At 71.0% G+C, this 17,751-nt stretch carries 16 protein-coding genes and 1 pseudogene; 7 read left to right on the top strand and 10 right to left on the bottom strand.

Going from position 1 to position 17,751, the window contains the following annotated elements:
• Window positions 1–5: 5 nt before the first annotated feature.
• The 4 genes from GGQ54_RS15815 to GGQ54_RS15800 all read right to left on the bottom strand — a co-directional run bounded on the left by GGQ54_RS15815 (window position 6) and on the right by GGQ54_RS15800 (window position 5,052).
• Window positions 6–692, bottom strand: coding sequence for a response regulator (locus GGQ54_RS15815; RefSeq protein WP_343045994.1), 687 nt, complete (start codon window positions 690–692; stop codon window positions 6–8).
• 3 nt (window positions 693–695) lie between these two features.
• Entirely contained in the window at window positions 696–1,850 is a 1,155-nt protein-coding gene (locus tag GGQ54_RS17510) for a histidine kinase (protein WP_179446225.1), read from the bottom strand.
• Window positions 1,851–1,863: 13 nt separating this feature from the next.
• Window positions 1,864–3,762: a 1-deoxy-D-xylulose-5-phosphate synthase gene (gene dxs / locus GGQ54_RS15805; RefSeq protein ID WP_179446224.1), complete on the bottom strand. Its 1,899-nt coding sequence runs from the start codon at window positions 3,760–3,762 to the stop codon at window positions 1,864–1,866.
• 99 nt (window positions 3,763–3,861) lie between these two features.
• Window positions 3,862–5,052 carry an acyl-CoA dehydrogenase family protein gene (locus GGQ54_RS15800; RefSeq protein WP_179446223.1) on the bottom strand — a complete coding sequence of 397 codons (1,191 nt, stop codon included), beginning with the start codon at window positions 5,050–5,052 and terminating at the stop codon, window positions 3,862–3,864.
• A 130-nt stretch (window positions 5,053–5,182) separates the two neighbouring features.
• Here GGQ54_RS15800 and GGQ54_RS15795 point away from each other — a divergent pair, with 130 nt between their 5' ends.
• The 5 genes from GGQ54_RS15795 (at window position 5,183) to GGQ54_RS16755 (ending at window position 8,839) form a co-directional block, all read left to right on the top strand.
• Window positions 5,183–5,944, top strand: a complete 762-nt coding sequence (locus GGQ54_RS15795) for a metallophosphoesterase (protein ID WP_179446222.1) — start codon at window positions 5,183–5,185, stop codon at window positions 5,942–5,944.
• Between the two features lie 9 nt (window positions 5,945–5,953).
• Window positions 5,954–6,367: an HIT family protein gene (locus GGQ54_RS15790; RefSeq protein WP_179446221.1), complete on the top strand. Its 414-nt coding sequence runs from the start codon at window positions 5,954–5,956 to the stop codon at window positions 6,365–6,367.
• Complete coding sequence (locus GGQ54_RS15785) at window positions 6,364–7,212, top strand: neutral zinc metallopeptidase (RefSeq protein WP_179446220.1); 849 nt, start codon at window positions 6,364–6,366, stop codon at window positions 7,210–7,212. Before GGQ54_RS15790 ends, GGQ54_RS15785 begins: the two co-directional genes overlap by 4 nt.
• Before the next feature lie 155 nt (window positions 7,213–7,367).
• The gene (locus GGQ54_RS17505) at window positions 7,368–7,949 is read left to right on the top strand and encodes an alanine:cation symporter family protein (RefSeq protein WP_218843904.1); all 582 of its coding nucleotides are present in this window, start codon (window positions 7,368–7,370) and stop codon (window positions 7,947–7,949) included.
• An 11-nt stretch (window positions 7,950–7,960) separates the two neighbouring features.
• Window positions 7,961–8,839, top strand: coding sequence for an alanine:cation symporter family protein (locus GGQ54_RS16755; RefSeq protein WP_218843903.1), 879 nt, complete (start codon window positions 7,961–7,963; stop codon window positions 8,837–8,839).
• Window positions 8,840–8,860: 21 nt separating this feature from the next.
• Here GGQ54_RS16755 and GGQ54_RS15775 read toward each other — a convergent pair whose 3' ends face one another.
• Window positions 8,861–9,784, bottom strand: coding sequence for an aldo/keto reductase (locus tag GGQ54_RS15775; RefSeq protein ID WP_179446219.1), 924 nt, complete (start codon window positions 9,782–9,784; stop codon window positions 8,861–8,863).
• 62 nt (window positions 9,785–9,846) lie between these two features.
• On the opposite strand from GGQ54_RS15775, the gene GGQ54_RS15770 reads away from it, so the two are divergent.
• Window positions 9,847–10,212 carry a MerR family transcriptional regulator gene (locus GGQ54_RS15770; RefSeq protein WP_218843902.1) on the top strand — a complete coding sequence of 122 codons (366 nt, stop codon included), beginning with the start codon at window positions 9,847–9,849 and terminating at the stop codon, window positions 10,210–10,212.
• A 110-nt stretch (window positions 10,213–10,322) separates the two neighbouring features.
• Here GGQ54_RS15770 and GGQ54_RS15765 read toward each other — a convergent pair whose 3' ends face one another.
• The 5 genes and pseudogenes from GGQ54_RS15765 to GGQ54_RS16745 all read right to left on the bottom strand — a co-directional run bounded on the left by GGQ54_RS15765 (window position 10,323) and on the right by GGQ54_RS16745 (window position 16,477).
• Window positions 10,323–13,148, bottom strand: coding sequence for an aconitate hydratase (locus tag GGQ54_RS15765; RefSeq protein ID WP_179446218.1), 2,826 nt, complete (start codon window positions 13,146–13,148; stop codon window positions 10,323–10,325).
• A 118-nt stretch (window positions 13,149–13,266) separates the two neighbouring features.
• Complete coding sequence (locus GGQ54_RS16750; protein WP_218843901.1) at window positions 13,267–13,494, bottom strand: hypothetical protein; 228 nt, start codon at window positions 13,492–13,494, stop codon at window positions 13,267–13,269.
• 565 nt (window positions 13,495–14,059) lie between these two features.
• Window positions 14,060–14,251: pseudogene (locus GGQ54_RS17785) on the bottom strand (NAD-dependent epimerase/dehydratase family protein); the annotation flags it as partial.
• A 70-nt stretch (window positions 14,252–14,321) separates the two neighbouring features.
• On the bottom strand, window positions 14,322–15,731 hold the full coding sequence (locus GGQ54_RS15755; RefSeq protein ID WP_179446217.1) for a sulfatase family protein: 1,410 nt from the start codon (window positions 15,729–15,731) through the stop codon (window positions 14,322–14,324).
• Entirely contained in the window at window positions 15,728–16,477 is a 750-nt protein-coding gene (locus tag GGQ54_RS16745; protein ID WP_218843900.1) for a helix-turn-helix domain-containing protein, read from the bottom strand. Before GGQ54_RS16745 ends, GGQ54_RS15755 begins: the two co-directional genes overlap by 4 nt.
• Window positions 16,478–16,558: 81 nt before the next feature.
• On the opposite strand from GGQ54_RS16745, the gene GGQ54_RS15745 reads away from it, so the two are divergent.
• Window positions 16,559–17,746, top strand: coding sequence for an MFS transporter (locus GGQ54_RS15745; protein ID WP_179446216.1), 1,188 nt, complete (start codon window positions 16,559–16,561; stop codon window positions 17,744–17,746).
• The last annotated feature ends 5 nt before the right edge of the window (window positions 17,747–17,751 follow it).

Below are 17,751 nucleotides of genomic sequence, written 5' to 3'. Positions count from 1 at the left end.
GCTGCTCAGACGAGTCCGCCGGCGTGGGCCAGCACGACCAGCGCCACCCGATCGCGGCAGTCCAGCCGGGTCAACAGCTTGCTGACATAGGTACGCGCGGTGCCCGGACTCAGCGACAGTTGTACGGCGATCTCGTCGTTGGACAGGCCGCGCCCGACCCAGGCCAGCATGTCGCGCTCGCGCCCGCTGAGCCCGGCGATCCGCCGCTCGGCCTCGGCCGCGCGGGCACGCCCGGCGAGGGCTCGTCGGACCACCAACCGGGTGGCGGCAGGATCGAGCACCGCCTCCCCGGCGTGCGCCCGGCGTACGGCTGCGTGCAGTTCGGCCGGCTCGAGGTCCTTGCGCATGAATCCCGCGGCGCCCGCCTCCAGCGAGTCGAACAGCAACTCGTCGCTGTCGAAGGTGGTCAACATGATCACCGGCACTGCGGCTGTGTCGTCGCGGGCGCGGAGCGCCTGCAGCGCCCCGATTCCGTCGAGCACCGGCATCCGGATGTCCATCAGCACGACATCGATCCGCCCGCCGTCGGCCGCACGCAGCGCCTCCAGCGCCTCCGCTCCGTTCGCGGCTTCCGCGGTGACCACGATTCGATCGCCGCGGTCGTCCCCCTCCGCACCGAGCTCGAGCAGCGCCCGGATGCCGGCCCGGACCATCGCCTGGTCGTCGACCACCAGTACGCCGATCTCGCTCACCGATCAATCCTCACACGGATAGCTGGCCGCCACCTCGAACCGGTCCGGCTCCGCCGAGATCGTCACCTCGCCGTTGACCAGGATCGCCCGTTCGCGCATCCCCGTGATCCCGGACCCGGGTTGCCAGTCCGCCGCCGCTCCCCCGTCGTCGACCACCCCGACCCGCAGCCGGCCGGGCTCGCGAACGATGGCGATGTCGACCCGCCGGGCGCGCGAGTGCCGCTGGACGTTGGTCAGTGCCTCCTGGACCAGCCGGGTCGCGCTGGCCTCGACCAGCGCGCCGACCGAGCCGAGCTCTCCGCTCCGGGTCAGGGAAACCTCGGTCCCGGCTTCGCGCAGCGCCTCGATCGCCACCTCCACATCGGCGAATCGCGGCACCGGAAGCCTGGACCGCTCCAGCGGTGAGCGGAGGATCGCCACGACCTGGTCGACATCGCGGCGGGCGCCGCGCGCGACGCTTCTGATCATGTCCAGGGCGGCCCGGGCGCGTTCGCCGTCGGTGCCCAGCACCGCCCGGGCGATGCTCGCCTGCTGCGCGATGATCACCAGCGCGTGGCCCATCCCGTCATGGATGTCGCGGCTGACCCCGCGCCGCTCGGCCTCCACCCGTGCCTCCACCTCGCGCTCGTGCACGGTACGCTCCAGCGCGATCCGCCGCCCGAGCTCTGCGTGCCACCGGTTGCGGAAGAGCAGCGCATCGCCGACGGCGAGGCCGCCGACCAACACCGCGGCATCGGTCAGCAACTGGTTGCCGAGGATCTGCGATCCCTGACCGAGCGCGAACAGGCGTACCCCGAAGGCCACCAGCAACAGGCCGGCGCCGACGATCGCGGCCGCCCGGACCCGGCCGCGCTCGGCGGCATTCACCACCGCCGGCACCAGCAGGATCGCGAACCCGATCGGCGGCCGGCCGGTGGCGTAGTAACCGAAGAGCAGCGCCGCGGAGATCACGAGCGCCGCGACGGGCCAGCGCCGGCCGGCAAGGAGCAGCACAGCTCCCATGCCCGGGGCCAGCAGCCAGGCGGCCCAGGTGATCGGCAGGTCGCCCGGCCGGGCCGAGACACTGACCAGGTTGATCGCCGTGAAGATCGTCCCCGCCGCGACCAGCGCGATCGTCAGCCAGCGGGCCTGGGGCGCCGCCGCGGCCCTCCCCCGCACCCGGTACGCCCGCTCAGCGCAGGGGCGCGACGGGATCGGAGTCGCTGCTGCTGATCGCCTCGACGGCGTACCTGGCGATCTCCTGCGGATTCAGCCCGCAGTCCTCCAGCAGCTCATCGCGCGAGGCGTGATCATGGAACTGCTGGGGGATCCCGAACTCGCGCAGCGGGACCGTCACGCCGGCGCGGCGCAGCTCCTGGGCCAGACGCGACCCGAGCCCGCCGACCTCGCCACCGTCCTCGATGCTGATCACCAGATCGTGGCGGGCGGCCTCGGTGATCAGCGCCCGGTTCACCGGCAGCGCCCGGACCGGATCGATCACGGTGGTGCCGATGCCCTGATCGGTCAGCCGCGATGCGACCTCGGTCGCCACCCGGCACATCGGGCCGTAGGCCACGACCAGCACCCGGGCGTCGGCCCCGCGTACCAACACGTCCATGCCCTCGTGCTGCTCCACCGCCGGCAGCTCCTCCGGTACGCCACCGCGCGGGAACCTGATCATGGTCGGCGCGTCGGCGATCTCCGCCGCCGCCTCCAGCGCGCCGGTCAGGCGGACCGCATCCCGGGGCGCCCACAGCGAGAGCCCGGGCACCAGGCCGGCGATCGAGGTGTCCCACATGCCGTGGTGGCTCGGCCCGTCGGGGCCGGTGATCCCGGCCCGGTCGAGGACGAAGGTCACCCCCTGGCGGTGCAGCGCGACGTCCATCAGCAGTTGGTCGAAGGCGCGGTTCAGGAAGGTCGAGTAGATGGCCACCACCGGGTGCAGGCCGGCGCTGGCCAGGCCCGCGGCCGAGGTCACCGCGTGCTGCTCGGCGATGCCGACGTCGAAGGTCCGCTCGGGGAACTCGTCGGCGAAGCGGTGCAGTCCGGTCGGATAGAGCATCGCCGCGGTCACCGCGACGACGTCCGCGCGGCGCCGGCCCAGGTCGAGCATCGCGTCGGCGAAGACGCTCGTCCAGCTCTGCGTCGTCTTCGACGACAACGGCGCACCGGTCACGGCGTCGATCTGCCCGATCGAGTGGAACTGGTCCTCCACATGGTCCTCGGCGGCCTTGAACCCGCGACCCTTCTGGGTCCGGACGTGCACGATCACCGGGCCGCCGAAGCCCTTTGCCTGCTGCAGCGCCTGCTCGACCGCGCCGATGTCGTGGCCGTCGATCGGCCCGACGTACTTCATGTCCAGGTCGGCGAACAGGCCCTGCGGCGCGAGCACATCCTTCAGTCCGGCCTTCATGCCGTGCAGCCACTCATAGGCGGTCCGGCCGATCCACGGGGTACCCGAGATGCTGCGGCGGACCAGGTCCAGGACGTCTTCGTAGCGGCGGTCGGTACGCACCGCGCCGAGCGCCTGCGCGATCCCGCCGACCGTCGGGGTGTAGGACCGGCCGTTGTCATTGGCCACGATGATCAGTGGCAGGTCGGGATCGGCGGAGATGTTGTTCATCGCCTCCCAGGCCATCCCTCCGGTGAGCGCCCCGTCGCCGACGACCGCGACCACGGTGCGATCCTCGCCGCGCAGCCGGAAACCCTTCGCCATCCCCTCGGCCCAGGACAGTCCGGCCGAGGCGTGCGAGTTCTCGACCCAGTCGTGCGGGCTCTCCGCCCGGCTGGGATAGCCGGCCATGCCGCCGCGCTGGCGCAGGGTCGGCAGGTCTCCCGTCCGGCCGGTGAGCATCTTGTGCACATAGGCCTGGTGCCCGACGTCGAAGACGATCGGATCGTTCGGGGAGTCGAACACCCGGTGCAGGGCGATGGTCAGCTCGACCACGCCGAGATTCGGCCCGAGGTGGCCGCCGGTCCGGCTGACCGCATGGATCAGCGTGCCGCGAATCTCCTCCGCGAGCCGCTCGAGCTCGCGACCGTCGAGGTCGCGCAGGTCCTGCGGTCCGCGGATGCGATCGAGAAACGACATGACGACCAGTCTAGGAGCGCTCGCCACGCTCCGTGTGCAGTACGCATCGAACGACGGTCCCCGATCCGTTCCCGATGCCCACGAGCGGCGCGGCCGACATCAGCGGAAGGCCGACTCCCCGGTCAACGCCTGCCCGATCACCAGCGTGTGCATCTCCGGGGTGCCCTCGTAGGTCAGCACGGACTCGAGGTTGTTGGCGTGCCGCATCACCGGATATTCCAGTGAGATGCCGTTGGCACCGAGGATGGTACGCGCGGTGCGGCAGACCTCGATGGCCGCGCTGACGTTGTTCAGCTTGCCGATGCTGACCTGTTCCGGGCGGAGCCCGACCTCGTCCTTGCGGCGTCCCAGGTGCAGCGCGAGCAGCGTACCGGTCCAGACGGCGAGCGCCATGTCGGCGAGCTTGGCCTGGGTGAGCTGGAAGCCGGCGATCGGCCGGTCGAACTGGCGGCGCTGCTTGGCGTAGTCCACCGCGGACTCCAGCGCGCTGCGGGCCGCGCCCATCGCGCCCCAGACGATCCCGTAGCGGGCCTCGCTGAGGCAGGACAGCGGGCCCTTCAGCCCGCGTACCTCCGGCAGCACCGCCGAGTCCGGCAGCCGCACGTCGGACAGCACGATCTCGCCGGTGACCGACGCCCGCAGGGAGAGCTTGTGCTTGATCTCGGGCGCGCTGAAGCCGGGCGTGTCGGTCGGCACCACGAAGCCGCGGATGCCGCCGTCGGCCTCCCCGGCGTTGGCCCAGACCACCGCCACATCGGCGATCGGCGCGTTGGTGATCCACATCTTCGCGCCGTTCAGTACCCAGTCGCTGCCGTCGCGCCGCGCGCGGGTGGTCATCCCCGCCGGATCCGACCCGTGGTCGGGCTCGGTCAACCCGAAGCAGCCGATCGCCTCGCCCGCGGCCATCCGCGGCAGCCACTCGTTCTTCTGCTCCTCGCTGCCGAACCGCCAGATCGCGAACATGGCCAGCGAGCCCTGCACCGACACCAGCGAGCGCAGGCCCGAGTCGATCGCCTCCAGCTCCAGGCACGCCAATCCGTAGTCCACCGCGCTGGCACCGGCGCAGCCGTAGCCCTCCAGGTGCATCCCGAGTACGCCGAGCGCGCCCAGCTCCTTGGCCAACTGACGCGCCTCCGGCAGCTCGCCCCGCTCGTACCACTCCGCGATGTCCGGCAGGACCCGCTGCTCGCCGAAGCCGCGGACGCTGGCCGCGATCGCGCGCTCGCTCTCGCTGAGCTGCGAGGCGAGGTCGATCAGGTCCAACGGGTCGGTGGTGGTCCTGCTGCTCACGAGGGTGCTCCTTCTGCGTCATGCCCGGCTGCGTCATGCCCGGCTGCGTCGTGCCCCGGCGGGTGCGGTGCCCGGTCGGGGTCAGCCTACGGGGGCGCGGATCGCGCGGGCCGGTGGCTACGCTCGGCCCGTGACCCTCATCGTGCAGGTCTCCGACACCCACTTCGACAACAGTCCCGCCACCGCGCAGCGCAATGCGCGGGTCTGGGACTACCTCGAGGCGCTGCCGTTCGATCCCGAGCTGGTGCTGCACACGGGCGATGTCACCGATCACGGGCTGTCCAACGAGTACCGGGAGGCGGCGCGCCGGGTCGCCGGGCGGCACCGGGTGGCGGCGATCCCCGGCAACCACGACCGGCGTACCGACTTCGCCGAGGGGCTGCCCGGCGTGACCGCCGATTCCGATCCGGCCGGCCCGCTCGACCTCGCGGTCGAGCTGGCGGAGCTGACGGTGATCGCGTTGGACTCGACCGTCCCGTCGGCCGACGGCGAGCGGATCGACCACGGCCATCTGGCGGAGTCCTCGCTGATCTGGCTGGACCGCCAGCTCGCTGCCCGCCCCGCCGGGCGGACCGCGCTGGTCGCGCTGCATCATCCGCCGGTCGCGCTCGGGCACCCGACCATGGACGCGATCCGCCTGGACAATCCGGACGATCTGGCCGACGTGCTGAACGCGCACCGCGACATCGCCGGCATCGTCTGTGGGCACGCGCACACGGCCACGGCGGCCACCTTTGCGGGGCTGCCGGTGCGGATCGCGCCCGGTGTGGCGTCCACGATCACGCTGGAGGGCGAGCCCGGGGAGCTGCTGAACCGCGATCTGCCGCCGGGCTTCGCGTTCCACGAGGTACGCCCGGACGGCACGTTGATCACCCAGTTCCGCCATCTGTGAGCGCGTCCGATGGACCTCTTCTGCAAGATCATCGCCGGCGATGAACCCGCCGAGATCATCGCCCGCGACGAGCACACCATCGCGTTCCTGGACCACCGGCCAGTGTTCGCCGGCCACACGCTGATCTGCCCGGTACGCCACATCGACACCCTGCTGGAGCTGCCGCCGGCCGAGATGGAGCCGCTGCTCGCCGCGGGCCAGCGCATCGCCCGCGCGCTCGGCGACGGGCTCGGCGCGCAGGGTACGTTCGTCGCGATGAACAACGTGGTCAGCCAGTCGGTGCCGCACCTGCACCTGCATGTGGTGCCGCGCACCAAGGGGGACGGGCTGCGCGGGTTCTTCTGGCCCCGCACCAGGTACGCCGACGGCGAGGCCGCGGAGGTCGCCGCCCGGATCCGGGCCGCGCTGCCGGGAGCGGAATGACCCGGCGCCCGCGGGCGCTCGCCGCGCTCGCCGCGGCCATCGGGCTGGCCCTGATCCTGCTCGGGTTCGCGATCCGGCCGCCCGCGCCCGGCCCGCCCCCCGACTATGCGCCCGCGCCCGAGGTGAGCATCGAACACGACGGCGGCCGACCGGACGGGGAGTCCGGCGGCGAGACCGGGTCGGAGCGGTCGGCGCCGACGCTGGATGAGCGGCTCTACTCGGCCGGCGCATTGCCCGCCGTCGACTGCCCGCGGCCCGCGGTCGGCGATACGTCGGCAGACGGGTTGCGCGAGTTCGCCGAGAATGCCGTCGACCGCTGCCTGATGCCCGCATGGTCGCCCGCGCTGCGGCGGGTCGGCGTACGGCTCGATCGGCCGGTGATCAAGATCGTCACCACCGCCGAGGCGAGTTCCCCGTGCGGCCCGATGAGCAGCAAGAATCTCGTGCTCGCGTTCTACTGCACCGACAACGCGACGATCTATCTGTTCACCGACGGGGCGCGGCGCTACGCCGAGCGGGCGGACTGGCTGCCGATGACGGTGCTGGCCCACGAGTTCGGACACCACGTGCAGCGGGCCACCAACAGTTGGCCGGTCGACGACGCCGCCTCGACCGGGGCATTGCGGCGTACCGAACTGCAGGCCGAGTGCCTGGCCGGCGTCTGGTTCGCCGAGGGCAAGGACAATATTCGCGACTTCGCCCTCGGGCCCGTGCTGGGCCGCTACGTCGGCAACGAGACCCACGGTTCGGTGGAGAGCCGGCGGCGCTGGTTCCGCGCCGGATTCGAGTCCGGCGACACCGACGCCTGCCGCACCTACACGGCGCCCGCCGACCGGGTGGGTTGAGGCCATCCGCGGCATGTGCGGCAGCAGAGGGCCAACCCCGCCGTCGTGTCGTCAGTTATCGCCCTCCACACGCCCCACCGGGCGGCGATACCTCACGACGAGATCGCCGAGCGGGCGGGTGGACCCGGCACACCCGGTGGCCTAGCGTGCTGGTCATGGACGCACTCGAGAGCATCATCGGCGATGTCGGCGACACCTTCTGGACGTGGCTGGTTCTGCCGGTCGTGGTGCTGCTCGGCATCTACTTCACCGTACGCACGGGGGTCGCGCAGATCCGGCTGCTCCCGGCGATGATCAAGACGCTCGGCAACAAGACCCCGCCGGACGCCTCGGGCAAGGCGCAGTCCATCAGCTCCTTCCAGGCCTTCACGGTCTCGGCCGCGTCGCGGGTCGGGGTCGGCAACATCGCCGGCGTGGGCACGGCGATCGCGCTCGGCGGCCCGGGCGCGGTGTTCTGGATGTGGCTGATGGCGGCGATCGGTGCCGCCTCGGCGATCATCGAGTCCACGTTGGCGCAGGTCTACAAGGTCAAGGACGAGCCGTTCGGCTTCCGGGGCGGTCCCGCCTACTACATGGAGAAGGGCATCGGCAGCCGAGCGATGGGAATCGCCTTCGCGATCGTGCTGGTGATCTGCTTCCCGTTCGCGTTCAGCTCGCTGCAGGCCAACACCATCGCCGACGCGGTCACCTCCGCGGCCGGCGTCGAGGGGATGGGATCAACCTGGGCATCGGCCTAGCGCTGGTCGTGATGACCGGCCTGGTGATCTTCGGCGGCCTGCGCCGGATCGCCAACATCACCGACAAGATCGTGCCGGTGATGGCGCTGCTCTATCTGGGCGTCGGGATCGTCATCGTCGCGATGAACATCGAGAACGTGCCGGGCATGGTGGTCGCCATCGTCCGGGATGCGTTCACCCCGAACTCCGTGACCGGCGCGGCCGTCGGCACGGTGATCCTGCTCGGCGTGAAGCGGGGCATGTTCTCCAACGAGGCCGGCCTCGGCTCGGCACCGAATGCCGGCGCGAGCGCCGCGGTCACCCACCCGGTGAAGCAGGGCCTGGTGCAGTCGCTCGGCGTCTACTTCGACACCATGATCGTCTGCTCGATCACGGCGTTCATCATCCTCTCCGCCACCCCGGATCTGAGGGGTGCCGGCGAGGGCATCGCGCTGACCCAGAACGCGATGATCAACAACCTCGGGCCCTGGGCCGGCGTGCTGCTCGCGGTGATCATCTTCTTGTTGGCGTTCAGCTCGATCCTCGGCAACTACTACTACGGCCAGTCCAACATCGAGTTCATCACCGGTGAGAACCGGGTCGCCCTGACCACCTACCGGGTCCTCGCACTGCTGGCCGTCCTGGGCGGTGCGCTCGCCTCCGCGTCGCTGGTCTGGACGATTGCCGACCAGATCATGGGCGTGATGGCCCTGATCAACCTGATCGCGCTCGCCCTGCTCTCCGGGGTCGCCTTCAAGATGCTGAAGTCCTACACCGATCAGTACCGGCGCGGTGAGGACCCGATCTTCACCGTCGAGGAGTTCGCACCCAAGGGTGACGTGTCGTTCTGGCAGGACGAGGAGCAGGTCACCGGCTACCCGCCCAAGGGCGCGCCGGCCCGCCGACGCTGACCCGCCACCCCCCTCGTGTGGTCAGTGGTCCTCGCCCGGATCCCGTCCGCCCGAGGCCTCCTCGATCCGGCGTACCTGCTCGGCGGTCAGCTGCACCTCAGCGGCGCCGAGGTTCTCCTCCAGATGCCGGATTGAGGTGGTGCCGGGGATCGGCAGCACGTTGGGCGCCCGGTGCAGCAGCCAGGCGAGAGCCACCTGGGAGCCGGTGGCCCCCAGCTCACGCGCGATCTGATCAAGGACACTGCCGGCCCGCGCCAGGTCGCCGATGGCCAGCGGAAAGTACGGCAGGAAAGCGATTCCGAGGTCGGCCGCGTGATCGATCACGGGGTCACTGGTGCGCGCGGAGAGGTTGTATGCGTTCTGCACCGACGCGATCGGCGCGGTCGTGCGTGCCTCGTCGAGCTCAGGAACGCTCACCTCGGACAGCCCCAGGTGGCGAATCTTCCCGGCAATCCGGAGCTCGTCGAGCGCGCCGACCTGCTCGGCGACCGGGTACGCCGGGTCGAGGCGATGCAGCTGCAACAGGTCGATCCTCTCGACCCGCAGCCGCCGCAGGCTCAGCTCCACCTGTTGTCTGAGGTACGCGGGGTTGCCCACCAGCACCCACTCGGTGGGTGACGGGCGGGTGAGGCCCACCTTGGTGGCGATCGACACGTCCTCGGGATAGGGGTGCAGGGCCTTCGCGATCAGTTCCTCGTTCTCCCCCAGTGCGTAGGCGTCGGCGGTGTCGATCAGCTGAACGCCGAGCTCCACTGCTCGCCGCAGCAGGGTGATCGCGTCGGCCGGGTCGGCGGGGGGTCGCCAGATCTGGGCGCCGGCCTGGGTGCCGTCACCGGTGGCGTCGGTGAGCCGCATCGCGCCGAGCCCGATCCGGCGTACCCGAAGATCGCCGCCGATCCGGAAGAACTCATCGACGGGCTGTGTTGCATCATCAATAGCGGTCATGAAACGGAGGCTAGGAGCTGACGTCAGCGTCAGGTGCAAGCCGGTTCGGAGAGGATCTTTCGATGACAGATCGGCACGAGCGAACGATCACCATCGGTGAGCTGGCCGCGCGGACCGGGCTCAGCGTCCGAGCGGTGCGCTACTACGAGCAGCACGGCCTGCTGCCCGCGGTCCGCACCAGCGCCGGTCACCGCCGCTTCGACCCGGAAGCGGCCGAGACCGTACGCCGGATCCGCCTCTTCCTGGATGCCGGCCTGCCGCTCGCGATCGTGGCCCGGGTGCTGCCCTGCTTCGAAGGCGGCGACCGGCTGGCCTCCTGCGTCGCCGACTATCTCGACGAGCACATGGATTCCTTGGCTCGGCGGATGGAAGAACTGGACGAGCAACGCGGCACCCTGCAGAGACTGCAGGAGCTCGTCGTCGCCTAGGTGTATCTGTCGCCCGCGGCGGCCGGGGCCACACCCTCCTTGTCGTCAGTTGTCGCCGCCCGGACGCACTGCCGGGCGGCGACAACTGACGAAGGGATCGCGGGCGGCGATCAGCCCTTGTTCTTCAGCGAGCGCAGCACGTACTGCATGATCCCTCCGTTGCGGTAGTAGTCCGCCTCGCCGGGGGTGTCGATGCGTACCACCGCGTCGAAGGCGGTCTCCTTGCCCTCCGGCGAGGTCGCGACGACCTTGACGGTCTCGGGGGTACGCCCCTCGTTCAGCTCGGTGATCCCCGAGATGTCGAAGGTCTCCTCGCCGGTCAGGCCGAGCGACTCCGCGCTCTCCCCCTCCGGGAACTGCAGCGGCAGCACCCCCATGCCGATCAGGTTCGACCGGTGGATCCGCTCGTAGGACTCGGTGATCACCGCCTTCACCCCGAGCAGCGCGGTGCCCTTGGCGGCCCAGTCGCGCGACGAGCCCGAGCCGTACTCCTTGCCGCCGAGCACCACCAGCGGCGTACCGGCCGCCTGGTAGTTCTCCGACGCCTCGAACACGGTGGTCACCGGCGCGTCGGCCTGGCTGAAGTCGCGCGTCACGCCGCCCTCGGTGCCCGGCGCGAGCTGGTTGCGCAGCCGGATGTTGGCGAAGGTGCCGCGGATCATCACCTCGTGATTGCCGCGCCGCGACCCGTAGGAGTTGAAGTCGCGCCGCTCGACGCCATGCTCGGTCAGGTACTTGCCCGCCGGGCTGTCCGTCTTGATCGCACCGGCCGGCGAGATGTGGTCGGTGGTCACGGAGTCGCCGAGCTTGAGCAGCACCCGGGCACCGGAGATGTCGGTCACCGGCTGCGGCTCGGCCTGCATGCCCTCGAAGTACGGTGGGCGCCGGACATAGGTGGAGTCGGCGTCCCACTCGAAGATCTTGCCCTCGGGCGTCGGCAGGCTGCGCCACTCGTCGTCGCCGGCGAACACATCGGCGTACCCCTTGGTGAACATCTGCGCGTTGATCGCGCCGCCGACGACCTCGTCGATCTCCGCCTGGCTCGGCCAGACATCCTTCAGGTAGACGGGGTTGCCCTGCTCGTCGGTGCCCAGCGGGTCGTTGAACAGGTCGATGTCCATCGTGCCGGCCAGCGCGTACGCCACGACCAGCGGCGGGCTGGCCAGGTAGTTCATCTTCACGTCGGGGTTGATCCGGCCCTCGAAGTTCCGGTTGCCCGAGAGCACCGAGGTGACGGCAAGATCGTTGTTGTTCACGGCATCGCTGACCTCGGGGATCAGCGGCCCGGAGTTGCCGATGCAGGTGGTGCAGCCGTAGCCGACCAGGTTGAAGCCGAGCTTGTCCAGATAGGGCGTGAGACCGGCCTTGTCGTAGTACTCCATGACGACCTTCGAGCCGGGCGCCAGCGTCGTCTTCACCCACGGCTTGCGGGTCAGGCCCTTCTCGATCGCCTTCTTCGCCACCAGCGCGGCGCCGACCATGACGCTCGGGTTCGAGGTGTTGGTGCACGAGGTGATCGCGGCAATCGTCACCGCACCATGATCGATCTCGAAGCTCGATCCGTCCTCCAGCGTGACGGTGGTCGGCTTGCGCGGGCGGTCCAGCTCGGCCGAGGTGTCGTACTCGACGGGCTTGGCCGAGTCGTCGACATGCTCGTCGCCCGGGCCGTTCTCGGTCGGGTCGGAGGCGATGAAGCTGCCGTCCACGCCGACGTCGTAGCCCTTGACCTGCTGCGGTTGATCATCGTCGACGTAGTCGCCGATCACCTCGCGGAAGGCGCTCTTGGCATCGGCGAGCAGGATCCGGTCCTGCGGGCGCTTGGGGCCGGCGATCGACGGCACGACGGTGGCCAGGTCGAGCTCCAGGTACTCCGAGTACTCGGCCTCGCGCTCCGGGTCGTGCCACAGTCCCTGGGTTTTGGCATAGCTCTCGACCAGGGCGATCTGATCTTCGTCGCGGCCGGTCAGGCGCAGGTAGTCGGTGGTGTGATCATCGATCGGCCAGACGGCGATGGTCGAGCCGAACTCCGGGCTCATGTTGCCGATGGTGGCGCGATTGGCCAGCGGCACGGCGCCGACGCCGGCGCCGTAGAACTCGACGAACTTGCCGACCACGCCGTGCTCGCGCAGCATCTCGGTGATCGTCAGCACCAGGTCGGTCGCGGTCGCGCCCTCCGGCAGCTCGCCGGTCAGCTTGAAGCCGACCACGCGCGGGATCAGCATCGACACCGGCTGGCCGAGCATCGCGGCCTCCGCCTCGATGCCGCCCACGCCCCAACCGACGACGCCGAGGCCGTTGACCATCGTGGTGTGGGAATCCGTGCCCACACAGGTGTCCGGGTACGCCTGCAGCACGCCGTCGACCGTGCGCGGATAGACCACCTTGGCCAGGTGCTCGATGTTGACCTGGTGCACGATGCCGGTGCCGGGCGGAACGACCTTGAAGTCGTCGAAGGCGGTCTGGCCCCAGCGAAGGAACTGGTAGCGCTCGCGGTTGCGGCCGTACTCGATCTCGACGTTGCGCTCGAAGGCATCCGGGCGACCGAAGACGTCGGCGATCACGGAGTGGTCGATCACCAGCTCGGCCGGCGAGAGGGGGTTGACCTTGGCCGGATCGCCGCCGAGATCGGCGATCGCCTCGCGCATGGTGGCGAGGTCGACGATGCACGGTACGCCGGTGAAGTCCTGCATGATCACCCTGGCCGGGGTGAACTGGATCTCCTTGCTGGGCTTGGCCTTCGGGTCCCACGAGCCCAGCGCGCGGATGTCGTCGGCGGTGATGTTGGCGCCGTCCTCGGTGCGCAGCAGGTTCTCCAGCAGGACCTTCAGGCTGTAGGGCAGCTTGTCCGCACCCTCGACGGCGTCCAGCCGGTAGATCTGGTAGCTGGTGCCGTTGACGTCCAGCCGATCCTCGGCCCCGAAACTGTTCACGCTCATTGTGCAACTCCCGGCTCGGAAACTCTCTCGACGTCAAGATACCACGGTATTCGGGCGGCTCGACGGTTCGCCGGTCAGTCTGCCGCAGGCCCGGCGTACCGACCCATGCAGGGCACCCTCACTCGCCCCGCGGCGGATCGGCGTCGATCGCGCGCCGAACGGCCTGCTCCTCGGCGTCGCTCAGCCCCGCCGCGCGCTCGTCCGTGCGTGTCTCCTCGTGGGCCAGCGCGGCGGCCAGCGTGTCGCGCAGTGGTCGGCAGGCGAGGCCCGCAGCCCGGGCGCGCGCGGTGTCCAAGGTGGCGAACCCGCGCATGGCCGGGTCGTCGATCCACAGCGGCAACGACATCGGCCCCATCCAGGCCGCGACGCCGAGCGCGGAGAGCCGGGCCGGCGCGACGGGTCGGGCCGGCGTCGCACCGCCGGCGACCAGCGCGGCGGTGCGCAGGACCTCGGCCAGGTCGGTTCGGCCCCGTCACATTGAAGGTGCCGTCCAGCCGGCGCTCGGCCGCCGAGACCAGCCAGCCCGCCAGGTCGCGCACGTCGATCATCGCGCACGGGCACGCCGGATCGTCCGGGACGATCACGTCCGGCCCGCTCGGGTGCGCGAACCGCCACGGCCAGTAGCCCGACCGTCCCGACCAGTCCTCCGGGCCGCCGATCAGCCCGACCCGCGCGATCGTCGCCGGAGTCGGCCCTGCCCGCACCGCCTCCTCGCACGCGACCTTGGCGTTCCCGTAGGACTCCATCGACTCCATCACGTCCCCGGGCAGGGCAGACAGGGTCGCGGCGGACTCGTCGCGATCGAGCTCGCTCGCGTCGGCATAGACATTGGCCGAGGAGACGAAGACCCAGTGCCCCGCGGTCAGGGCGCCGACCGCGCGGCGCACCTGCCCGGGCTGGCGGGACACGTCGATGACCGCGTCCCACCCCTCCCCCGCCACGGGCGCGAGGCCCGCCGGGTCGTCGCGGTCCCCGGCCACGAAGCGCGCCCCGGGCGCGACCGAGGCACTCCCCCGCGCCAGGCAGGTCACCGCGTGCCCGCGCGTGATCGCGTCGACGGCGACCGCGCGGCCGAGCATCGCCGTGCCGCCCAGAATCAGCATCTTCACCGGGTCAGCCAAGCCGGTCCGGCCGCCCGCGCCAGCCCCTCTGCCCACGGCGAAAAGCGCGCCGTCACCTGCGCGCGGACGCGGCCATCTCCGCTCGCCACGCCTCATGCAGAGCGGTCAGGCGCTCACGGACGCGCGGATACGTCTCCGACAGGTCGGTCCGCTCGCCCGGATCCCGACCCAGGTGATGCAGCGCCACGCCCGGCTCGATGCCCGCGTGCTCCACGGTGTTGATCGCATCGACGTGCGCGCCGGCATCGATGGAGCGCAGCTTCCACTCGCCCTCGCGGACCGCCCATTGGAAGCCGGTGTCGAAGTGCAACACCTCGTGGCCGGCGCCCTCGCCGCGCAGCACGGGGGCAAGATCGATTCCGTCGGTCTCGCGCACCTGCTCGCCGGTGAGTCCGGCCGCGGCGGCGAAGGTGGGCAACAGGTCCAGGCTGCTGACCAGTTCCGCGCACGCGCCGCCCGCCGGTACGCCGCCGCCCACCCAGCGGACCAGGAACGGGACGCGGACGCCGCCCTCGTAGAGGGAGTACTTGCCGCCCGCGAGCGGCGCATTCTCGGCAAAGTTGCAGGTCGAGCCGCCATTGTCGGTGAGGTAGACGACCAGCGTGTCCTCGGCGACGCCGAGGGTGTCGAGTTGATCAAGCAGGAGGCCGATCTCCTCATCCATGATCGCCAACTGGGCGGCATAGTAGGCGCGGCCGTTCGGATCGTTCGGCCAGATCGCCCCGTCGTACCAGTCGAGATAGTCGTCGACGGCCGGATCAAGATCGGCGAACGGCGGCAATCCCCTCTCCCGCAGCACCTCCGCGGGGAGCTGGCCGTTGAAGTTGTGCACCGCGTTGAAGGCAACCATGGCGAAGAAGGGCCGCTGGTCGGCGACCGCGCGGCCGATGAAGCCACGGGTACGCTCGCCGAGCTCGCGGGTCAGATGCCGCTCGATCTCGGCCTCGGTCTCGCCCGATTCGTCGGCGGCCAGCAGCGGGCCGACGCCGTGGCGCCACGCGGCCGGGCCGTAGCGTTCCTCCGCCGCGCGCGAGTGGTGCAGGTAGTGCAGCCGGCCCATCGACTGGCCGGCGAGCCCGTAGAGCGACTCGTCGAAGCCGTGGTGGGGCGGGCAGGCGCGATCGCCCCGGCGTTCCTGGCCGTAGTGCACCTTGCCGAAGTAGCCGCACCGGTAGCCCGCCCCACCCAGCACCTCGGCGATGCTCGGTCGGTCGTCCCCGAACGAGGACGTGTCGAACCAGTACGCACCCCATCGTTGCTGGTGGACGCCTGCCATCAGCCCCGCCCGCGACGGGCTGCAGATCGGTGCGGTCACATAACCCTGGGTACAGGTCGTGCCGTCCGCCGCCAGGCGATCCAGGTGCGGAGTGGCGATGTCGTCGCGCAGGCCGAGGGTGCTGCGGTCGGCGTACCCGTGATCGTCGGAGAGGATCAGGACGATGTTCGGCGCCACGGCACTCATGCGGCGCGCTCATCGACGCGACGGACCAGCCAGGTCTCGCCGTCGATCTCATGCGCGATGTATCCCTGCTCGCGCCACCAACCCGGGCGCGCCGCCGACCCGTCCATGCGGATCCGGACCTCGGCGTAGCCGTCGATCCGGGCCCGCTCGGCGACGGCCCGCAACAACACCTCGCCCGCGCGCTCGCCGAACCCGCCCTCGCCCAGCACCAGCCGGTCGAGGAGCAGTTCGTGCTCGCCGCCGGAGACGACCACGACGCCCACCGCCCGACCCTCGCGTTCGGCGAGCCAGCACTCCCGCTCGGCGAGCAGCGGTGCGAACTCGGCCGCCGCGCGCGGGCGCGTCCGTCGCGACCCGGCGGAGACCAGGTCGGCGATGAGCTCGAGGTCGTGCGCGCTGGCGAGCCGGAGCCGGATGCCGTCGCCGTCGGGGCGGGCGGCCGAGGCGATGATCGAGTCCAGCACGCCGGGGAATCGCTCGGCGAGCTCGGGGGCGCGCAACTGCACGAAGCGCTGCCGGCCGCGCAGCGAGGTACGCGTGATCCCCGCCTCGCGCAGCACCCGGTAGTGGTGCGACAGCGTCGACTTGTGCACGGCGAGGTCGGCATTGATCGCCCCGCAGGACTCCACGCCGACCCGGCTCAGCCGCTCGACGATCGACAGCCGCACGGGGTCGGCGACGGCGGCGAGCAGCTCGGGCAACTCGACATCGCCCGCGTCGGGGTGGAAGAGCTCTTCGGGGACCACGCCCCGAGCCTACCCGACGTTTGTTGCATGATCTTCCAATCATTCGCTAGTTTGACGCTCATCCAACTGTTCGGAGAAGCCATGTCGGATCAGCCCCGCCCACCGCTGCTGCTGCTCGCGCTCGTCACGTTCGTCGTCGGCACCGACGGCTTCGTGATCGCCGGGCTGCTGCCCCAGATCGCCGCCGACCTGCACGTCACGCCGGCGCTGGCCGGGCAGCTGGTCACCGCATTCGCGCTCACCTTCGCCGTCGCGGCGGTGGTGCTGAGCGCGGTCACCGGCGCCTGGGACCGCGGGCGGGTGATGATCATCGGGCTCTGCGTGCTGGCGGCCGCCAGCGTGGGAACCGCGCTCGCGCCGAACTTCCCGCTCGCACTGCTCGGCCGCATCGTCGCCGCGCTGGGGGCCTCCGTGCTCACCTCCGCGGCGGCCAGCACGACCGCTGCCCTGGTCGCGCCCGAGCGCCGGGGCCGGGCGCTCTCCGTGGTGATGGGTGGGCTGATCTCGGCATCGGCGATCGGCGTACCGCTCGGCCTGCTGATCGGCCTGGCCGGCTGGCGGGCGACGCTGGTCGCCATCGGCGTGTTGGCGTTCGGGGTCGCCATCGCCATCGCTCGCCGGCTCCCGCCGGTCCGCCTCCCGTCAACCTCGCTCGCCAGTCGGCTGGCCCCGCTCGGCCGCCCGGCGGTTCTCCGCGTCGCGGGCGCCACGTCGCCGCTGCTCTGCGCCATGTACGCCGTCCACACCTATGCGGCCGTCCTGCTCGCGCCGACCCATCCCGAGCCGTGGATGATCATCGCCGCGCTGACCGGCTTCGGGATCGCCTCGGTGATCGGCAATGCCATCGCCGGCCGGCTCGTGGACCGCCGTCCCGCCTGGCTGGTGATCGGGGCGGTCGCGATCGGTTTGATCGCCGTGGACGCGCTGGGCACGTTCACCCTCGGCTCCGGGATCGGCTCAACCGTCTGGATCGTCGCGCTGGCCCTGTTCGGTGGTGCGATCACGGTCCCCCAGCAGCTCCGGCTGCTCCGCATCGACCCGACCGCGGCGCCGGCCCTGCTCGCGCTCAACTCCACCGCGATCTACGTCGGCGCGGCCGCCGGCGGCGCGCTCGGGGGCCTCGCCTTGACCTGGTCGCCGCCCGCGGTGCTCGGCGCCGCGGCACTCAGCGCGGCGGCCGGTCTGCTGCTGATCATCGCCGACCGGCCGTGGCGCGACGAGGCGCCGCGCGGAGCAACCGCGCCGGCGGCCAGCGGCCGGGCGGCCTGAGACCG

Source organism: Naumannella cuiyingiana, assembly GCF_013408305.1.
Taxonomy (GTDB): Bacteria; Actinomycetota; Actinomycetes; order Propionibacteriales; family Propionibacteriaceae; genus Naumannella; species Naumannella cuiyingiana.
Note: the sequence above shows the minus strand (reverse complement) of the source record. Positions and strands in the feature narration are given on the sequence as shown.

What these genes read in the sequence shown, in the direction of transcription:
- dxs (WP_179446224.1), bottom strand. Translation starts at nt 3,762, where the DNA reads ATGTCGTTTCTCGATCGCATCCGCGGACCGCAGGACCTGCGCGACCTC.
- GGQ54_RS15790 (WP_179446221.1), top strand. Translation starts at nt 5,954, where the DNA reads ATGGACCTCTTCTGCAAGATCATCGCCGGCGATGAACCCGCCGAGATC.
- GGQ54_RS15785 (WP_179446220.1), top strand. Translation starts at nt 6,364, where the DNA reads ATGACCCGGCGCCCGCGGGCGCTCGCCGCGCTCGCCGCGGCCATCGGG.
- GGQ54_RS17505 (WP_218843904.1), top strand. Translation starts at nt 7,368, where the DNA reads ATGGACGCACTCGAGAGCATCATCGGCGATGTCGGCGACACCTTCTGG.
- GGQ54_RS16755 (WP_218843903.1), top strand. Translation starts at nt 7,961, where the DNA reads ATGACCGGCCTGGTGATCTTCGGCGGCCTGCGCCGGATCGCCAACATC.
- GGQ54_RS15775 (WP_179446219.1), bottom strand. Translation starts at nt 9,784, where the DNA reads ATGACCGCTATTGATGATGCAACACAGCCCGTCGATGAGTTCTTCCGG.
- GGQ54_RS15770 (WP_218843902.1), top strand. Translation starts at nt 9,847, where the DNA reads ATGACAGATCGGCACGAGCGAACGATCACCATCGGTGAGCTGGCCGCG.
- GGQ54_RS15765 (WP_179446218.1), bottom strand. Translation starts at nt 13,148, where the DNA reads ATGAGCGTGAACAGTTTCGGGGCCGAGGATCGGCTGGACGTCAACGGC.
- GGQ54_RS16750 (WP_218843901.1), bottom strand. Translation starts at nt 13,494, where the DNA reads ATGTCGTTGCCGCTGTGGATCGACGACCCGGCCATGCGCGGGTTCGCC.
- GGQ54_RS15755 (WP_179446217.1), bottom strand. Translation starts at nt 15,731, where the DNA reads ATGAGTGCCGTGGCGCCGAACATCGTCCTGATCCTCTCCGACGATCAC.
- GGQ54_RS15745 (WP_179446216.1), top strand. Translation starts at nt 16,559, where the DNA reads ATGTCGGATCAGCCCCGCCCACCGCTGCTGCTGCTCGCGCTCGTCACG.